Below are 15771 nucleotides of genomic sequence, written 5' to 3' on the forward strand. Positions count from 1 at the left end.
GATTTCCCCGGAGGCGGCAACGGGGGCTTCTTCTATTCGTTTCCCCCTCCACCCCGGGGAGGTAGAGGTGGCTGGCCATCAGGATTATTCGAAATCGATCTGCTTGTCCTGAAGCCCGTCATTACATGGCTGATGTCCGCAGGCAAGGATTCTATCTCGTTTGAGGCACAGCCATCCCCGGCGCGTTTGAAGATTACACGCGTTAATGCCGATGGCTCTTCCAGTGAAGCCGTTATATCTGTTAGTTGGCTTGATTTCCTGAGTATTGAGCAACTGACCGATGTTCATTTCTGGAACACCCTCTTCCAGCGTGCCTCCAGCTCTTGCCCGCTCAGCGAGAACCTTCAGTGGCAGCTTGGCTGTTTAAAACTATTTCTTGAGCGCACAGCGTTGAAGACACATCATGCTGGTGGCTTAAAAGCGGGTAATGAAGATGGTGAACACTCTGACAGGCTGCCAGACAGAGAATCAAAGGACGAAAATAACGATCATCAAAAAGAGCAAAAATTTGAACCTGAAGATCAGGAAAGCAGATCACCGGGAGAAAGCGATAAAGACACGGGTGGTGGAGATAAGAGAAAAGACGACAATGGAGAGGAGAGCGAAAAGAATGCTCCGACTCAAGACCTTCAGGAACTTGCGAACCAACTTATAGCGATCATTGAAAGCGACCATCCCGATGCCGCTTTGTTGCTGAGACAAATAATGGATGAGCTAGACATGCCTCATCGATTGCAGCTTCTGGAAACGACAGGCACCAACAACAGAGGTCATTCTGTCACGCCTCTTGAGGCGGCACTGGAACTGCAGCGTTCTTTCAAAGAAAATTCATCGCGCAACTGTTTTATCAAACAGCTGATAGAAGCCACAAGCAATAAAACACGGACCTTGAATGACTTTGACATTCCGACTGCCCATCAACAGATACTTCCAGCTGGGCTGGCAATGCCCGAACCTGGCAATAACAACCTGAGGATTTTGTATAAGATTGTTGAGGACATAATCCATAAGGTCAATCAATCCGGGACACAGCCACCCATAGGAGACTTTGAGAAGTCTTGCTTCACTGAATACTTTGTTCAACTGTTCCTGCTCTATGCAAACCCATTTGGACCTGTTATTGAAGTGTTAGGGAAAATATCTGACCTGGCCATATGCCGTGATATTATGACTCGTTCACAATCATTTACATTTCCCGGCACTTTTCTGGAGATCATAAAACAATTTGTGCAGCACCCGTCTTCCGATGCATTAGTACACTTTTCAAATAGTCTGGTCATCCAGCTGCGACCTTTCTCTTCATCAAAAGAACCTTTACTTCAAAAATCTTCGCTGCAAGAGCTTGCAATCAGCAACAGTGGTCATACCTCCAACAAAACAATGGCCAGCCATGGAAATGCATACACCGATTCCATCCAGCCATTAAATGGCCACGACATTGCTTCTGACTCTTCCGACAGTCTTAAACCATCCAATGACAAATACTTACAGCAGGGAGCAAAACCAAAGCAGCGAGTCCTTGCTGATCGGTCAAATGATTCTTCTCAAAAGCGATTATCTTCATTACCTCCGTATGTTGATTATCAAACCAAACGGGCACAAGACCGACCTGACCGGGAAGCGCGGGGGGTAAATCCAAACTTCTTAAATAGACATTCGACCAATCGTTCCCTTTTAGTTGAGCAACCTTATTCCCAAACAGCTATACCTGCACAGACGAGGGATTTTCGGGAACGAACTACCCCTCCGTTGATGACTTCGGGAAATACATTTAATACAGGCGACTACCCCGAAGACCATGAGCTTCAAAATTTAGAGCGTAGTTTGGAAAAGTTAGAACATGCTGTAAATCAGTACCGCATGGATGGAATAGCATTTGAACCGGATAAAATCGCCCGGGAAAGAGAAGACAAAAAAAGGCAGCAAATTAAAGAGCTAACTGCACAGGTTCAATCGTTAATAACAGAGAATCAAAAATTAACTATAGAGAAGCAACATTTAAGTGCAGAGAATCAAGAGTTAACTATAAAGAATCAGGAGTTAGAGAGAGATAATAACGGGTTACGGGGCTGCGTGGAGTGTTTCGAATCTGACAGCAGACGCTTGGAGGCAGAACTTCAAATAACGAAGGATAAGCTTATACAACAACGTTCAATGTACGATGAGACCGATCAAGCATACCATCAGATGACAGCAACCAGTAATCCATTGATGCCTGGTAATAACACAGTACGTCGTGCTTCCCAGCAGCAGACGATCATCCAAAATGAGGCGGCAAGCCCGTTGAATGATCAGCCGAACACCGACAATGTGCAGGTCAACCCATCCGATGAGCAGTCACTCTGGTCGAATGAGGAGTTACAGCAAACGCAGCAAGAATCCCGAAAGCCGGTGTGCAAACATTACCAAAGGTTCTGCTACGTGGGTTTTGCCTGCTGCCCGGGGTATTTCCCCTGCCAAAGGTGTCATAACGAAGACGAGGATTCATGTGAAATTGAAGTCAGGGCTGTTCATGCAATGCGGCTTAAGTGTTCTCTATGTGGATATGAGGGAGAAATTACAGAAAACTCCCAGATATGCCCGGGATGTGATGAGCAAATGTGCACATATTACTGCGCAAAATGCAAACACTTCACCAGTATGGAAAAAAAACCGTTCCACTGCGATAAATGCGGTGTTTGTAGAATACACGCGGATAAATCCTTTCACTGTGATGTTTGCGGTGTCTGCCTGGACAAAAGGCTGGATGGCAATCACAAATGCCGCCTAAACTCAGGCCATGATGAGTGCTGCATCTGCCTGGAAGATGCCTTCAGCGGCTGCCAGATATTGCCCTGTTCCCACAAAGTTCATAGAGAATGCGCCATTGCGATGTATCATAACGGAATAACAACGTGCCCTGTCTGCAGACAACCTTTCAGCACTCAGCAAGCTGCAAACAATGATTAACCGTCTGACCAGACTGAATAAACGGCGCTGGCGTCTGCTTCAGATGAGACGACTTACGACACGGCTGGTGACGTCACTGAGATAACCAATGAACAGGCTACCCATGGAGGCACGGAAATGATTTTCATCCCGGCTACCCAGGGCGAGAATGCCGACGTTGTCCGGAAAGTTCAACGGTGCCAGGGCTAATGAACCGATTTCCCCGTGGTGCTCCGGAAACAGGAATTCCAGCTCACGGGTTCTCATTCGACCACAAATGACTTTCTGGCCGGAAGATTGTCTATCACTGAAGCCCGAAAGCAGATCCCCCAGAATCTCATCCGCGGTCCCGGGATCTTCTTCCCGAATGGTAAGATTGGCTGGTTGGCGGGTAAACAGAATCAGGGAATGAAAGTCGATTTCAAAATCCTGCTCCAGACCGTCCTTGAGTGTTTCGGTCGCCTGCTCAAGATCCTGACTTTCCAGAAGACCGAGCACCAGTTTGCGAGTTTGTTCAAAAAGACGGTCGTTATCCCGGGCAACATCCACCAGTTTGCCAAGCCTGCGTCGCAACTCAAGATTGTGCTCCCGTAACAGTTGTAACTGACGTTCAACCAGTGAAATCGCTACCCCTCTTTCATGGGGGATTTTGAGATCCAGCAGCAGTTCATCCTGATTCATAAAAAAGTCAGGATGGCTTTTCAGGTACCGAATTACCTGATCCGCCGTTATAGAAGTGGCCTGGTTTGCTACGCCAGCGTTCCTCTTGCTCAGGGCTGTATCACTGGTTGACGAGTCTGTCATATCCGTGTTTGTCCTTCAAATACCCGGGTAGCACTCCCGGTCATCATAACCGAGCAACCTTTTCCCGGCCAACGAATCTGAAGAGTGCCGCCCGGAAGATTAACCCGAACCTCTTCATTGAGTAACCCTTGCAAACGACCCGCTACTACCGCCGCACAGGCACCGGAACCACAGGCCAGGGTTTCACCCACACCCCGCTCATAAACCCGGAGATTGATCTCTCCGGCATCCAGTACCTGCATAAAACCGGCATTACAACGTCTGGGAAAACGACTATGACCTTCAAGCCTGGGGCCCATAGATTCAACCGGTGCCCGATTAATATCGTCCACTTGCCACACGGCATGAGGATTGCCCATGGAAACCGCCCCGACTGTCAGACTCTCTCCGTCTACATCCAGGTCATAGGTGGTTTGTGTGGACGACGCCTTGAACGGAATCTGCTGAGGCTCCAGCCCGGGAACGCCCATGTCCACCGTCACATCACCATTGTCCTCGATGGTGAGTTCCATATTACCACCGGAGGTTTGCACTCTGATGGTGTCGCGCCCGATCAGTTTCTTGTCCCTGACAAAACGGGCAAAACAACGGGCACCATTACCACACTGCTCCACCTCACTGCCATCGGCATTGAAAATCCGATAACGGAAATCCATATCCGGATCAGTGGGCGGCTCAACCATGAGCAACTGATCAAAGCCAATGCCAAAATTCCGGTCGGACAGGCTGCGAATTTTTTCCGGGGTAATGCGAATAGACTGGGTGACCCTGTCAACAACCATAAAGTCATTGCCCAAACCATGCATTTTTGTAAAGTGCAACAACATAGCGCAGTAGTTATCCCTCTGGTAGCAGTATTTCGTCAGCCCACTGGGCAGCCAGTTTTTCCCGGCGACGAACCAGATATACCTGATCACCATCGACCATTATTTCAGCAGGGCGACAGCGGGAATTATAATTGGAACTCATTCCAAAGCCATAGGCACCGGCAGAGCGGACCGCCAGTAAATCGCCTTCAGCCACTCTCAGCTTTCTGTCTTTACCCAGAAAATCTCCGGTCTCACAGATTGGACCGACCACATCGCACAGGAGTTCCTCTCTCTCGTTGTTACTGACAACCGGCTCAATACCATGCCAGGCGCTATAGATAGAGGGGCGCAGCAGATCATTCATGGCCGCATCTACCACGGTGAAGGCCTTGTGGTCAGATTGTTTGATCAGCTCAATCCCGGTGACCAACATTCCGGCCTGTGCGGCAATCGATCGTCCGGGCTCAACCACAATTTTCAGATGCTTGTGGTGCTCATTGGCGGCCAGATGCTCTCTCACCTGACTCAGGTATTCTGAAGGTGTGGGTGGCTGCTCGTGCTCTTCATAGGAAATACCCAAGCCACCGCCAATATCCAGATGTTTGAGGATAATATCCATCTCACGAAGCTGGTCAACCAGCAGCAATAGACGGTCCAGAGCATCAATAAACGGTTCTTTGGTCGTCAGCTGAGAGCCGATATGACAATCCACGCCTACCACTTCAATATTCGGCAGCTCAGCCGCCCGCTGGTAGACGGCAGGCGCAGCCTTGATATCAATACCGAATTTGTTGTCTTTCAGACCCGTAGAAATATAAGGGTGGGTTCGGGCATCAACATCCGGATTCACCCGGACAGAAACAGCGGCCACTTTGCCCATGGCCTTGGCTTCTTGCTGGATTCTTTCCAGCTCTGTTTCTGACTCAATATTAAAGCAGTGAATCCCCAGCTCCAGAGCCCTTCTGATTTCGTGACGCTGTTTGCCGACACCGGAGAACACCACTTTGGAGGCTTCACCACCGGCGGCCATGACCCGCTCCAGTTCACCGACAGACACGATGTCAAAACCTGCCCCCAGTTTTGCCAGAACATTCAGAACCGCCAGATTGCTATTCGCTTTAACGGCATAACAAATCAGGTGAGGCCAACCCTCCAGCGCCTGTTTATAGGCTTTAAAACCTTCTTCAAACCCTTTGCGGGAATAAATGTAGGCTGGGGTACCAAACTGTTCGGCAATTCGAGTCACGGGAACCTGTTCAGCGTAAAGCTCACCGTCACGACTGGGAAACCAATCCATCAGACTGTCTTACTCTCTATCATGAAATTTCTGGGGAGCATTATTCTACTTTTATGGGCTTAAGGCATCTATGCGCTTGGGGCATCTCTGCGCTTCGGTCGTCTGTCTCTCCCCGGAGACTGATTACTCTGACCCGCTATGTGTCAACTGCTGGGTGTCACCATCCTTTGGAAGATACAAATCTCCCTTCTGACCGCACCCGGCAAGCAGAAGAGTGGTGAACATGAGGGCAATGAGGGCTCTCATGAAAGGCTCCTTGTACTTTTTACCATGAGCCGATTCGCTCAGGGCTGTGTGGATAGTCACTCACCACAGAACAGCCATTCTTTGAAATGGCTGTTTCAGCAATGATCAACCGCTGAGTATAATCTGCATCAAACTGCGGCGATAGCCCTAACTGACGGATACACTGATGAACGAAAGTGAGTACCATGACCTCCTGGACGACCTGATGGTCGCCCTTGAAGACGCCATAGAAGAGGCAGAGCTGGATATTGATTATGAAACCGCCGCAGGCATTCTCACTCTGACCTGTGAAGATAACTCCAAAGTCATTCTGAGTCGGCAGACACCCGTGCTGCAATTATGGCTGGCCGCAAAAGGTGGCGGCTTTCACTTTGATTACGATGAAGACAAAGGGCAGTGGCTTGCTGACAGCAACGGTGAAGAGTTTATGCAGGTATTGAATCGCTGTCTGAGTGAGCAGTATGGGGAGGCGGTAGAGCTTTCTGTCTGAGTTTTGGGGAAGCTTTAGCTTCCTGATTCAGGTTTTCTGAAAAACAAAAAGGCGAAACCCGGATAGGGCTTCGCCTTTTTTGACAGCGTCTGAGGAAGCCGAATACGCCTCCTCAAATACTGCGTAGTGTCAAGCTGACTGCTTCTGTGGATTAGAAGTAGTACAGAGCCTGTACAGCGTAGGTGTCGTCCAGATCTTTACTGCCATCAGCAGCAACTTTCTCGCCACGGGTGTATTCGAAAGCGAACTGCATTGGGCCAGTTTCATAGATGGCGCCCACCATGTAATCAGAGAACTGAGCGTCAGTCTTGTCACCAGTGTAGGTGTCGTCAGCAGTCAGCTGGTTGAAACCAGACTGCAGGTAGAAACCTTCAACAACCTGAGGCAGGGCCAGCTTACCGTACAGTTCGATACCGGTAGATTCTTTGTCCAGAGTGCCTTTAACTACAGCCGTCTTGTTTTCGAACTGACCGTAGGTAGCTGCCAGGTAGAGAGCTTCGTTTTCGTACTTGGCACCAACGGTAGCAGAGGTAGACTTGTCAGAACCACTGTAATCTGGTGTGTTAGTTGGAAGAGTCGGAGGAACATTATCTACTACGTTAGCGTACTTGGTTTCGTTGTAGGTAGCACCCAGAGACAGACCCATCGGCAGGTCGTAGCTCAGAGCAACACCATAGCTTGAGTCACGAGTTCCGGATTCACCAGTCAGAGTCTTACCACCGGTACCTTTCAACTGGTACTGGATACCAACATTCAGACCACCAAAGCTGTTGCGGTACTGGATTACATCGTCAGCACGAGCAGTACCATCGGTGTCACCATTGTCATGTCCAGCATCGGCATCAGTTGCCAGACCAGTACGACCGCTGTAAACACCCATAGCATTACCACCGCCGATGGCGAACTGGTCAGTCCAGCCAGATACGTCAGAGGTTACGGACCATGCTTTACCCGCAGTGAAGGCGCCGTAGGTGTCGTGGCTCAGGCCAACGTTACCCAGACGGTTGAAGAACTGGTCGTCCTGATCACCGTCAACAGCGTAGAAGCCCCACTCAGCAACAGCGGAACCGGTCCAGCCGCTGGAAAACTTGTGAGCGTACTTGAAGTTGATACGCGGGCTGGCATCTTTCATCTCAGCATCGGAACCATTGCTCTTCATGGTTTTAGCGCCGATCTTACCGCCGATGCTCAGGCTGTTAACGTCATCGTTATAAACTTCCAGGGCCATTGCCTGACCGGCAACAAGGGAAGCTACTAAAGTGGCAAGCAGTTTCTTCTGCATGGTCACTAGACTCCTAACTCAATGTGTTGTGTTGTTTGGATCTTTTTTCTGCTTTTTATATGTGATCACGAATTATTAAAAGTGATTCTATGACCGAGCAGTTATATGCGGATTCTTATAAGTTCCGGGACGATCATCACATCACTAAAACTGATATCCCCATTCAATATTCGATATTGCTTGATATTTATACCTATACAGCTGCGGTCAAATACTCTCGCATACGACAACAAAATAGATGAAGCTACCTATTGAACTCCCTGCAACCTCCCTTTGACGAAACCATTGAACGCAACTTATTTGCGTAAATTTTTTATAAACCTGGTAAAAATTGGTAAAAGAGATACCCAATTCTGTGGCATCAAGAACCCTTAAAAGACACAAATAAACGACAAATCTTATGTTTTTAGTAAAATGAGGGACGATTAGCATGGATCGAAAAGAATATTACGTAGATCAGTATTCAAACCACGAAAGGCCACAGGGCGGGATAAGCAGATAGGTCGTCATTGCTTCAGAAGCAGCAGATCAGTAGGAAGAACTCTTTAGAAAGAGAGTATTTATTCTGATCAGAGCAAGCTGTCTTCAGCTCACTCTGATTCGGCATTAAAAAGTCTGATTCAGCCCCATATCCCAGAAGCCAATTTCCAGACGGGTAGCTTCCCTGAAAGTACGATAGAGAGAGTCCATTCGCCCATCAGAAAACCGACTGTCGGCCAGCTTTTCAATCGCTTCAACCTGTCTGACAGCCCCCTGCACAAACTCCTCACCCCCATAGGTCTGGATCCATTTCCAATAGGGGTTACCTTCTCTTTTCGTTGCCGGATCATTGATCAGTCTCAGACCAATCTCTGCATAGCCCACCGCACAGGGCGAGAGGGCTGTCTGGAGATCCAGAATATCGCCTGCCATTCCTCGCTCAAGCACATAGCGGGTATAGGCCATATTAGCCCTGGCTTCTGGCTGACTGACCACATCCTGCTCAGTCATTCCCCACTCAGCGCAATACTCCAGATGAAGATTCATCTCTGAAAGAATCCCGGCCACGGAGTCAGAAGCCGCTTTCATATCCTCAAGATTGTCGGCCTTGTAGACCGCCAGGGCATAAGCTCTGGCAAAGTGAATCAGAAACAGATAGTCCTGCTGCAAATAGTGCTTGAAACTCTCCAGAGGCAGGGTCCCGTCAGCAATGCCCTGAACAAACTCGTGATGACAATAACGGTGCCAATCATCAGCACAGGCTGTTTTCATTTGGCAGTAAAGCGTATCGGGATGATCCAACCGAGAGGTCATGATTAAGTCCACAAAAGGTATTGAGAAAAGGCGAAATCATAACCTGAATGTTCAAGTAGAGCACCAAGCCGTTATACTTCACCTTTTGGCACGAACAGGTTAGATCCATGCTGACTCAAACCATGATCGACAAACTCAACGATCAGATCAATCTGGAGTTTTACTCCTCCAACCTTTATCTGCAAATGGCTTCCTGGTGCGAAGCCCAGGGGCTTGATGGCTGCAACGAGTTTCTGCGCCGCCATGCCCGGGAAGAGATGGAGCATATGCAAAAGCTCTTTGACTACGTGAATGAGACAGGCGCTATGGCTATCATCGGTGCAATCAATGCACCACCCCACCAGTATGAATCGGTAAGAGATATCTTCCAGCGAACCTACGAGCACGAGTGCGAAGTGACCCGTTGTATCAACGAGCTGGCACACACCGCTTTTACTGAAAAGGACTATAGTACCTTCAACTTTCTGCAGTGGTATGTATCCGAGCAGCACGAGGAAGAGAAACTGTTCAAAGGCATTCTGGATAAAATCGATATGATTGGCTTTGAAGGCAAGGGCCTTTACTACATCGACAATGAAGTGTTGAAACTGGTAGCTGCCATGCCTCCTGTTACGGCCGCCTGACAGTCTACACCCCTGTCAGGGAAGGCAGGGTTACTACTGGCATACAGGACACAAAGGTGATTGCTTTGCCCATTCATCAAGGCATGCCTGGCAATAAAAATGTTTTGCACAGGCTGCAAGTGCAGGGTTTTTCAAGGGTTCTAAACAGATAAGGCATAATCCTGTAAAGATCTGCCCTGCCAAGTAGTCGGCAGCTTCTATAAACAATTTGTGCTCTGTTCTTTTAGCAATGAGTCTGGAAATGGCCAGCAATGAGCTTTCATCACTCTTAAAATATACGCTTACGTCACATGCAATATTATATAAAAAACTTAACATCAAGCCCATTGAAAAAATAGCAATACGTTTAGCATTATGAGCATTGCCGGATTTAGATCTATAGAAATTTATTAAAGCAACAGTTGCTATTTCAGATACTCGTAATCGCAGCCTGTATTCATCATAATATAACGACAGATAGGCCAATAAATCGAACAGGCCAGTGTAAAAAAACTGTACGTAATCTTCATATGACGTAGCATGGTCGGAACTTACATATTCATCATAATATAACGAGAAAGCGGTTAATAAATTCGACAGGCCACTGGAAAAACTCTGTTCGTAATCTTCACAGGAAGCAGTATGGTTGGAACTTATACACTCATCATAAGTATTAACTTGAGATCCGTAAGAAGCAGCACAAAATATTAGTAAGATAAATATCACTAATTTGCGTAGATGAGGCATATTCATTATTCATATCAAAAAAATCAGCACGATGCAGCTGCGGGCGCTCTCTGAATTATCAGTCCATCAGACTGATCGTTTTTATCGCTCTGCACAGCATGACCCGACCGGGCGATGCTTTACGCGAAATTAAAATACCTCCTGCCACAGCAGCCTTGCCATCCCAGACAAGGGACGGCAAAGCTTCGAGAAATCAGGCCATAAACAGAACCCGATCAACCAGCTTATCGATCCCTTCAGCAGCTTCGCTGATGCGTCTGGCAATCATATAGGCTGGAGTGGTCACCAGTTTGCGCTGCTCATCCACCACAATATCATCCACAGCACACTCTACATGTCTGACACCCGTCTGCTCCAGTGCCGCAGCCGTTTCAGCATCATTGCCAATGGTGGCCAGAACGCCCTCACCGTATATACGACCGGCAATAGCAGGGGCAATACACATCAGCCCAACAGGTTTACCGGCTTCTGCGAAAGACCTGGCTGCCGTGCTGACGTCACTCTGAACCTTGAGTTCGCTGCCACTGAAAGCAAAATCCGATAAATTTTTTGCTGCCCCAAAACCGCCGGGCAAAATCAGGGCATCAAAGTCTTCAGCCCCGAGTTCTCCCAGGGGCCTGATCTCACCCCGCGCAATCCTGGCTGCTTCCACCAGTACATTTCGTCCCTCGTCCATTTCATCGCCCGTTACATGATTAATGACGTGGTGCTGAGCAACATCGGGTGCAAAGCACTGGTAGCTGGCTCCACGGCGATCAAGACTGAGCAGGGTTAGAACGGCTTCCTGGATTTCGCTGCCGTCAAACACACCTGACCCGGAAAGAATAACCGCTACTTTCTTACTCATAGATAGTCCCCATTTATTACCGTCACGACAGAGAGGCAGACTAAAGATTGCTGCTTTTAGATGACCAACTGACTCTGAAAATCATCAGCCAAAAGCGAAAAAAACATTCCAATAATATAGTGGGCTGAAAGAGAAGGTGAAATTATTTTCAAAATTAACCGATAGACTGAAACAGATAACGTCGACGACGCCGTTCTAGTCGAGCTAGACTGAAGCAAAAATGCTTGAATGGAGTCCCTGTCCTATTGAAAAAGCTTCTGGCTCTGAGACTTTTGACATTGTCCATAATGATGTTTACCACAGGCCTGATTACCGGTTGGTGGTGGCATGAAATGCTCGATAATAAGAGTGAAAAGGCTTCGTTTGAAGTTCTGAACTACCGAAATTGGCTACCTCTTGGGGATTCCAGCAATACGCTGGAACCGCTCGACATACCTCAGGAAATCATTGATTTTGAGCAGGCTCTGGAAGACCTCAGATACGATGACGCTCTGATTATTTTTCAACGGCAGGAGCGACTGAATTCAGACCTCAGCGAACGGCTGGTGACAGTCCTGATGCAAAAAACAGATGAATGGTCTGAGCACAGGGAATACAGCATTGCTGCACTGGAACGTTTTACCCAACACTATTATCAGAACCCGGCTCTGCTGCATAAGCTGTCAGAACTCTACACTGCTCAGTATGAGCTGGAGAAAGCCATTGAGGTGCTGATCAACGCTCAATCATTCACCAGCGATCCTGATAAGCTGAGGAATATGGCCACCAGAATCCACGAACTCAGCCGGCTTGTTTATGATAACAGGCAGACAAACCAACAACTCCATGAAACCCTGCCCCTCTTCCAGAAACTGGCAACAATGGAACCTGATCGCGCTTTTTACCGGTTTGCACTGGCTCAAGGTTACTTGTCCACAGACGATTCTGACCATGCCATTCGCGAGCTGGAGTTGTTGCAGACCGACGAAGAGTTTGGTCGACAGGCTTCCCGGCAACTGTCTGACCTGTTACCCCCTGTTCAGGAAGAACCCGAGGAGATGCCTGCCTCAGCCATTCCTCTTATTGCCGAAGGCAATCACTACATTGTGGCCGCTCTGACTCAGAATAAAAGCCAGTCGCGACTGCTGATTGATACCGGAGCCAGTTTGACAACTTTGCCCGATGCTTTATTGAAAGAGCTTAAACGTAAGAAAATGGCCTACCGGGTGGGTCATACCGAGTTGAAAACAGCCAGTGGGATTGCCTTTGCCCCTATCTATCGGGTGAAAGAGTTACATCTCGGTCAATACGTTATCAAAGACTTGGAAGTGGCGGGATTAGACTTGGGCTATGCCTTTGCAGAAGGACTGCTGGGCATGAATGTTCTGGGCCAGTTCCATTTCCAGATCGATCAGGACCGCAACCATCTGATTCTGACACCCCGCTGACACCAGAGTGTTACCCTTACCTGTTACGCATTAGTACTTATTTTCTGCCAAGGTAACAAAATTTCGTAACCTTTTCGTCACCCTAACGCCACCGGAAAGTTTAATTATCATTAAAATTCAATAAGTTAAGCAAACTGGCACAGCATATGCGTAACACTGACAAAACAATAATAATAAGCTCACATAATAAAAATAATAAGCGCGGCCTACATAATAATAACAAGAGCATAGGTAAGTTGATTATTTTGCAGTATGCCCTCCGGGTTTTCCATGGAAAAGGTAGCCAGCAAAATTATCCGTTTACATCTCAGGCGACACAATAAAGATAATAATTATCCGCCAGCAGAGGGGGAGGTTTGACCTCCCCCTTTTTTTCTTTTCTATCGAACAACTGTACGAACTGTACGGTGTGCCGAGATGAATTCCTTGGGACTATAAACCAGTGTCAACCCTACCCACTGGGATGCTATGATGTACGCCAGACCGGAGCAGTCCATCTGATCCACCGCGACGATATTACTGACTAACCAACAAAGATTTCATGCAAAACTCATCATGACAGGCATCATTATTATAGTGTTAGTGGTGCTGGGCATCTCGCTTGCTGCTTATTACTTCTGGCTTAGGTCATCCTCAGAAAAAGACCCGGCACCCTCTGAATCGCAGCTTCCTGATCCCGACTCTACCCGGGAGCCTGATGACTTCTACTATAGAGACCAGACTCGCACTCCTCGTGAAAATCACCCTATTTCACGGCGGGAAATCAGTGAGAATGCCCTGAAAGTCCTTCACCGGCTGAACACTAATGGCTACGAAGCTTACCTGGTAGGCGGCTGCATCCGTGACCTTTACCTGGGTCTTCACCCTAAAGATTTCGACGTTGCCACCAATGCAACGCCTGAACAGGTTCGCAGACTTTTCCGTAACTCCCGGATCATCGGTCGCAGATTCAAGCTGGTGCACATTCTGTTTGGTCGCGAAATGATTGAGGTGGCCACTTTCAGAGCCAGTCATGATGAAGCCCGCAATGACAACCACAGCAGGGACAAGTCCGATCACTCCGATTCCGGACGGATTCTGAGAGACAACGTTTACGGCTCTATAAAAGACGACGCTATTCGTCGAGACTTTACCGTCAACGCACTCTATTATGACGTCCGTGACTACTCCGTCATAGATTATTGCGGTGGTGTTCAGGACCTTGAAAATAACACTTTAAAGTTGATTGGCGATCCGGTTAAACGATACCACGAAGATCCGGTTCGAATGATGCGAGCCCTGCGCTTTGTGGCCAAGCTGGATTTTGATATGGATCCCGCAACAGCAGACCCCATCTATGACCTTGGTCATCTGTTGAGTGACATTCCATCGGCCAGACTGTTTGACGAAGTGCTAAAACTACTGCAGTCGGGCAAAGGAGTAAGAACTTTCCACCTCATGCGTGAGTTTAGTCTGCTTCAGTACCTGTTCCCGGCAACACATCACAGTCTTGAAGCTCAGGATGAATTAGCTGAAGCACTGATTATCAGGGCACTGGAAAGTACCGATTCACGGATTACCCGAGGCAAGCCTGTCACCCCCGCCTTCTTGTTTGCTGCCTTCCTCTGGGCTCCGCTGCAGAGACTGGCCGGGGATCTCCGCGATCAGGGCGTGCCTCCCACACCCGCCCTGCAACAGGCAGCCATGGTCGTGCTGGATAATCAGTGTGCTCATACTGCGATTCCTAAACGTTTCACCATGGTAGTTCGGGATATATGGGAAATGCAGTACCGACTGGAACGCCGTCAGCCCAAGGCCATTGAAACCTTGATGGAACACCCTAAATTCAGGGCTGCCTATGATTTTCTGGTACTCAGGGAAGCCGCCGGTGAAGAACTGAACGATGCAGGGCAGTGGTGGACTGATATCCAGGACTCTTCGGATCAGGATAGAAGCAGCATGATTCACGACCTTCGCTCCCATCCCGATGGCAAAGGCGGTCAGAAACGAAGAAGACGCCGCCCACGCAAGCGTCCACCGGTCCTGAACAAACCAAAATGAACCACTGTAGCTGAACAATTATGACCACCGCCTATATAGCCCTGGGCAGCAATCTGGAAAATCCCGGCCTGCAATTGCAAAGAGCTGTGGACGACATTGATTCATTGCCCGAAGTTGAAGTATCAGGCTGTTCAAAGCTCTACATCAGTGATCCGGTCGGCCCTAAAGGGCAGCCTGACTATTGCAACGCTGCCGTCCGGATTGAAACCAGACTCGCACCGCTGGCATTACTGGACATCATGCAAGCCATTGAAAATGACCACGGCAGGGTCAGAACCGTGCGCTGGGGGCCCAGAACGCTTGACCTCGATATAATCCTTTACGGTGATAACATCATTGAGTCCGAACGTCTGACTGTGCCCCACTATCAGATGCATGTGAGGAACTTTGTACTCTGTCCAATACTGGATATAGACCCTGAACTCACCCTTCCTGATGGCCGCAAAGCAGCCACACTGCTAGCGGAAGTCGGAACTGATGGTATTGAAGTAATGGCAACTCACTACCCCTGGTTTTGACTTCTCCCCGGACGTAAAGAGGGTGTCGCAAAAGTAGCGAGGCGCAGCACTTTTGCGACAGCCTCAAAGGCGGGAATCATTCAGCTTGGGTTGATAAGCTTGCGGTTATACCTGCTGGCGAGTACCCACTCTTTTTTTTATATCAAGATTCGTTACGAAATTGTCTCCTACAGAGGAGCGGTTGTCAGATTAAGGACTGAGGTCATCATCCTGATCCACATCAGGAAACTTGCGTTTTTGATGTATTCTTTTGTGATTCGACATAGCTTGAGCATTCTTGGAGACCGTTCCGCATAGACGCCGCTGGCCGTCCTCCCCGATCATGGTTACGTCACAGTTACGTTGCCTGGTGTGGGGTTCCAATAGCTTTTGAAAAGCGAACTGACAACGGCAACCACTTTTACAGATATCCCTGAATAAGGGTTGGAGCATAGTGGAGTG

Annotated in this window: 15 protein-coding genes; 6 read left to right on the forward strand and 9 right to left on the reverse strand. The window is 48.4% G+C overall.

Annotated features, from left to right (window positions below):
* Positions 1 to 2949: CHY zinc finger protein (locus KDK19_RS04110; RefSeq protein WP_257291386.1), on the forward strand; the 2949-nt coding region annotated here is incomplete at its 5' end.
* A gap of 39 nt (positions 2950 to 2988) precedes the next feature.
* Here the strand turns inward: KDK19_RS04110 and KDK19_RS04115 are convergent.
* The 4 genes from KDK19_RS04115 to KDK19_RS24285 form a co-directional block, all read right to left on the reverse strand.
* Positions 2989 to 3732 (reverse strand): DUF484 family protein, encoded by a 744-nt coding sequence (locus tag KDK19_RS04115; protein WP_257253956.1) that lies wholly within the window; start codon positions 3730 to 3732, stop codon positions 2989 to 2991.
* On the reverse strand, positions 3729 to 4559 hold the full coding sequence (dapF, locus tag KDK19_RS04120; protein ID WP_257253954.1) for a diaminopimelate epimerase: 831 nt from the start codon (positions 4557 to 4559) through the stop codon (positions 3729 to 3731). Before dapF ends, KDK19_RS04115 begins: the two co-directional genes overlap by 4 nt.
* 10 nt (positions 4560 to 4569) lie before the next feature.
* Positions 4570 to 5838, reverse strand: a complete 1269-nt coding sequence (gene lysA / locus KDK19_RS04125) for a diaminopimelate decarboxylase (RefSeq protein WP_257253951.1) — start codon at positions 5836 to 5838, stop codon at positions 4570 to 4572.
* A gap of 123 nt (positions 5839 to 5961) precedes the next feature.
* Positions 5962 to 6084: a lipoprotein gene (locus KDK19_RS24285; protein WP_306670875.1), complete on the reverse strand. Its 123-nt coding sequence runs from the start codon at positions 6082 to 6084 to the stop codon at positions 5962 to 5964.
* A 166-nt stretch (positions 6085 to 6250) separates the two neighbouring features.
* Between KDK19_RS24285 and cyaY the strand changes: the two genes are divergently transcribed.
* On the forward strand, positions 6251 to 6574 hold the full coding sequence (gene cyaY / locus KDK19_RS04130) for an iron donor protein CyaY (RefSeq protein ID WP_257253949.1): 324 nt from the start codon (positions 6251 to 6253) through the stop codon (positions 6572 to 6574).
* A 151-nt stretch (positions 6575 to 6725) separates the two neighbouring features.
* Here the strand turns inward: cyaY and KDK19_RS04135 are convergent, their stop codons facing one another.
* Both KDK19_RS04135 and tenA read right to left on the reverse strand, forming a co-directional pair.
* Entirely contained in the window at positions 6726 to 7856 is a 1131-nt protein-coding gene (locus KDK19_RS04135; protein ID WP_257253947.1) for a porin, read from the reverse strand.
* A 606-nt stretch (positions 7857 to 8462) separates the two neighbouring features.
* The gene (tenA, locus tag KDK19_RS04140; protein ID WP_257253944.1) at positions 8463 to 9149 is read right to left on the reverse strand and encodes a thiaminase II; all 687 of its coding nucleotides are present in this window, start codon (positions 9147 to 9149) and stop codon (positions 8463 to 8465) included.
* 107 nt (positions 9150 to 9256) lie between these two features.
* On the opposite strand from tenA, the gene ftnA reads away from it, so the two are divergent.
* On the forward strand, positions 9257 to 9772 hold the full coding sequence (gene ftnA, locus KDK19_RS04145) for a non-heme ferritin (RefSeq protein ID WP_257253943.1): 516 nt from the start codon (positions 9257 to 9259) through the stop codon (positions 9770 to 9772).
* Between the two features lie 33 nt (positions 9773 to 9805).
* Here the strand turns inward: ftnA and KDK19_RS04150 are convergent, their stop codons facing one another.
* The gene (locus tag KDK19_RS04150; protein ID WP_257253941.1) at positions 9806 to 10498 is read right to left on the reverse strand and encodes an RING finger domain-containing protein; all 693 of its coding nucleotides are present in this window, start codon (positions 10496 to 10498) and stop codon (positions 9806 to 9808) included.
* Positions 10499 to 10691: 193 nt separating this feature from the next.
* Positions 10692 to 11345, reverse strand: a complete 654-nt coding sequence (gene elbB / locus KDK19_RS04155) for an isoprenoid biosynthesis glyoxalase ElbB (protein ID WP_257253939.1) — start codon at positions 11343 to 11345, stop codon at positions 10692 to 10694.
* A gap of 245 nt (positions 11346 to 11590) precedes the next feature.
* On the opposite strand from elbB, the gene KDK19_RS04160 reads away from it, so the two are divergent.
* The 3 genes from KDK19_RS04160 (at position 11591) to folK (ending at position 15330) form a co-directional block, all read left to right on the forward strand.
* On the forward strand, positions 11591 to 12772 hold the full coding sequence (locus KDK19_RS04160) for a retropepsin-like aspartic protease (protein WP_257253938.1): 1182 nt from the start codon (positions 11591 to 11593) through the stop codon (positions 12770 to 12772).
* Positions 12773 to 13327: 555 nt separating this feature from the next.
* Positions 13328 to 14812, forward strand: coding sequence for a polynucleotide adenylyltransferase PcnB (gene pcnB, locus KDK19_RS04165; RefSeq protein ID WP_257253937.1), 1485 nt, complete (start codon positions 13328 to 13330; stop codon positions 14810 to 14812).
* A gap of 20 nt (positions 14813 to 14832) precedes the next feature.
* Positions 14833 to 15330 (forward strand): 2-amino-4-hydroxy-6-hydroxymethyldihydropteridine diphosphokinase, encoded by a 498-nt coding sequence (folK, locus tag KDK19_RS04170; protein ID WP_257253935.1) that lies wholly within the window; start codon positions 14833 to 14835, stop codon positions 15328 to 15330.
* A 189-nt stretch (positions 15331 to 15519) separates the two neighbouring features.
* On the opposite strand, the gene KDK19_RS04175 is transcribed toward folK, so the two are convergent.
* The coding region (locus KDK19_RS04175; protein WP_257253934.1) for a hypothetical protein at positions 15520 to 15771 on the reverse strand (252 nt) is incomplete at its 5' end.

This window comes from Endozoicomonas sp. ONNA1 (genome assembly GCF_024606325.1).
Classification (GTDB): domain Bacteria; phylum Pseudomonadota; class Gammaproteobacteria; order Pseudomonadales; family Endozoicomonadaceae; genus Endozoicomonas_A.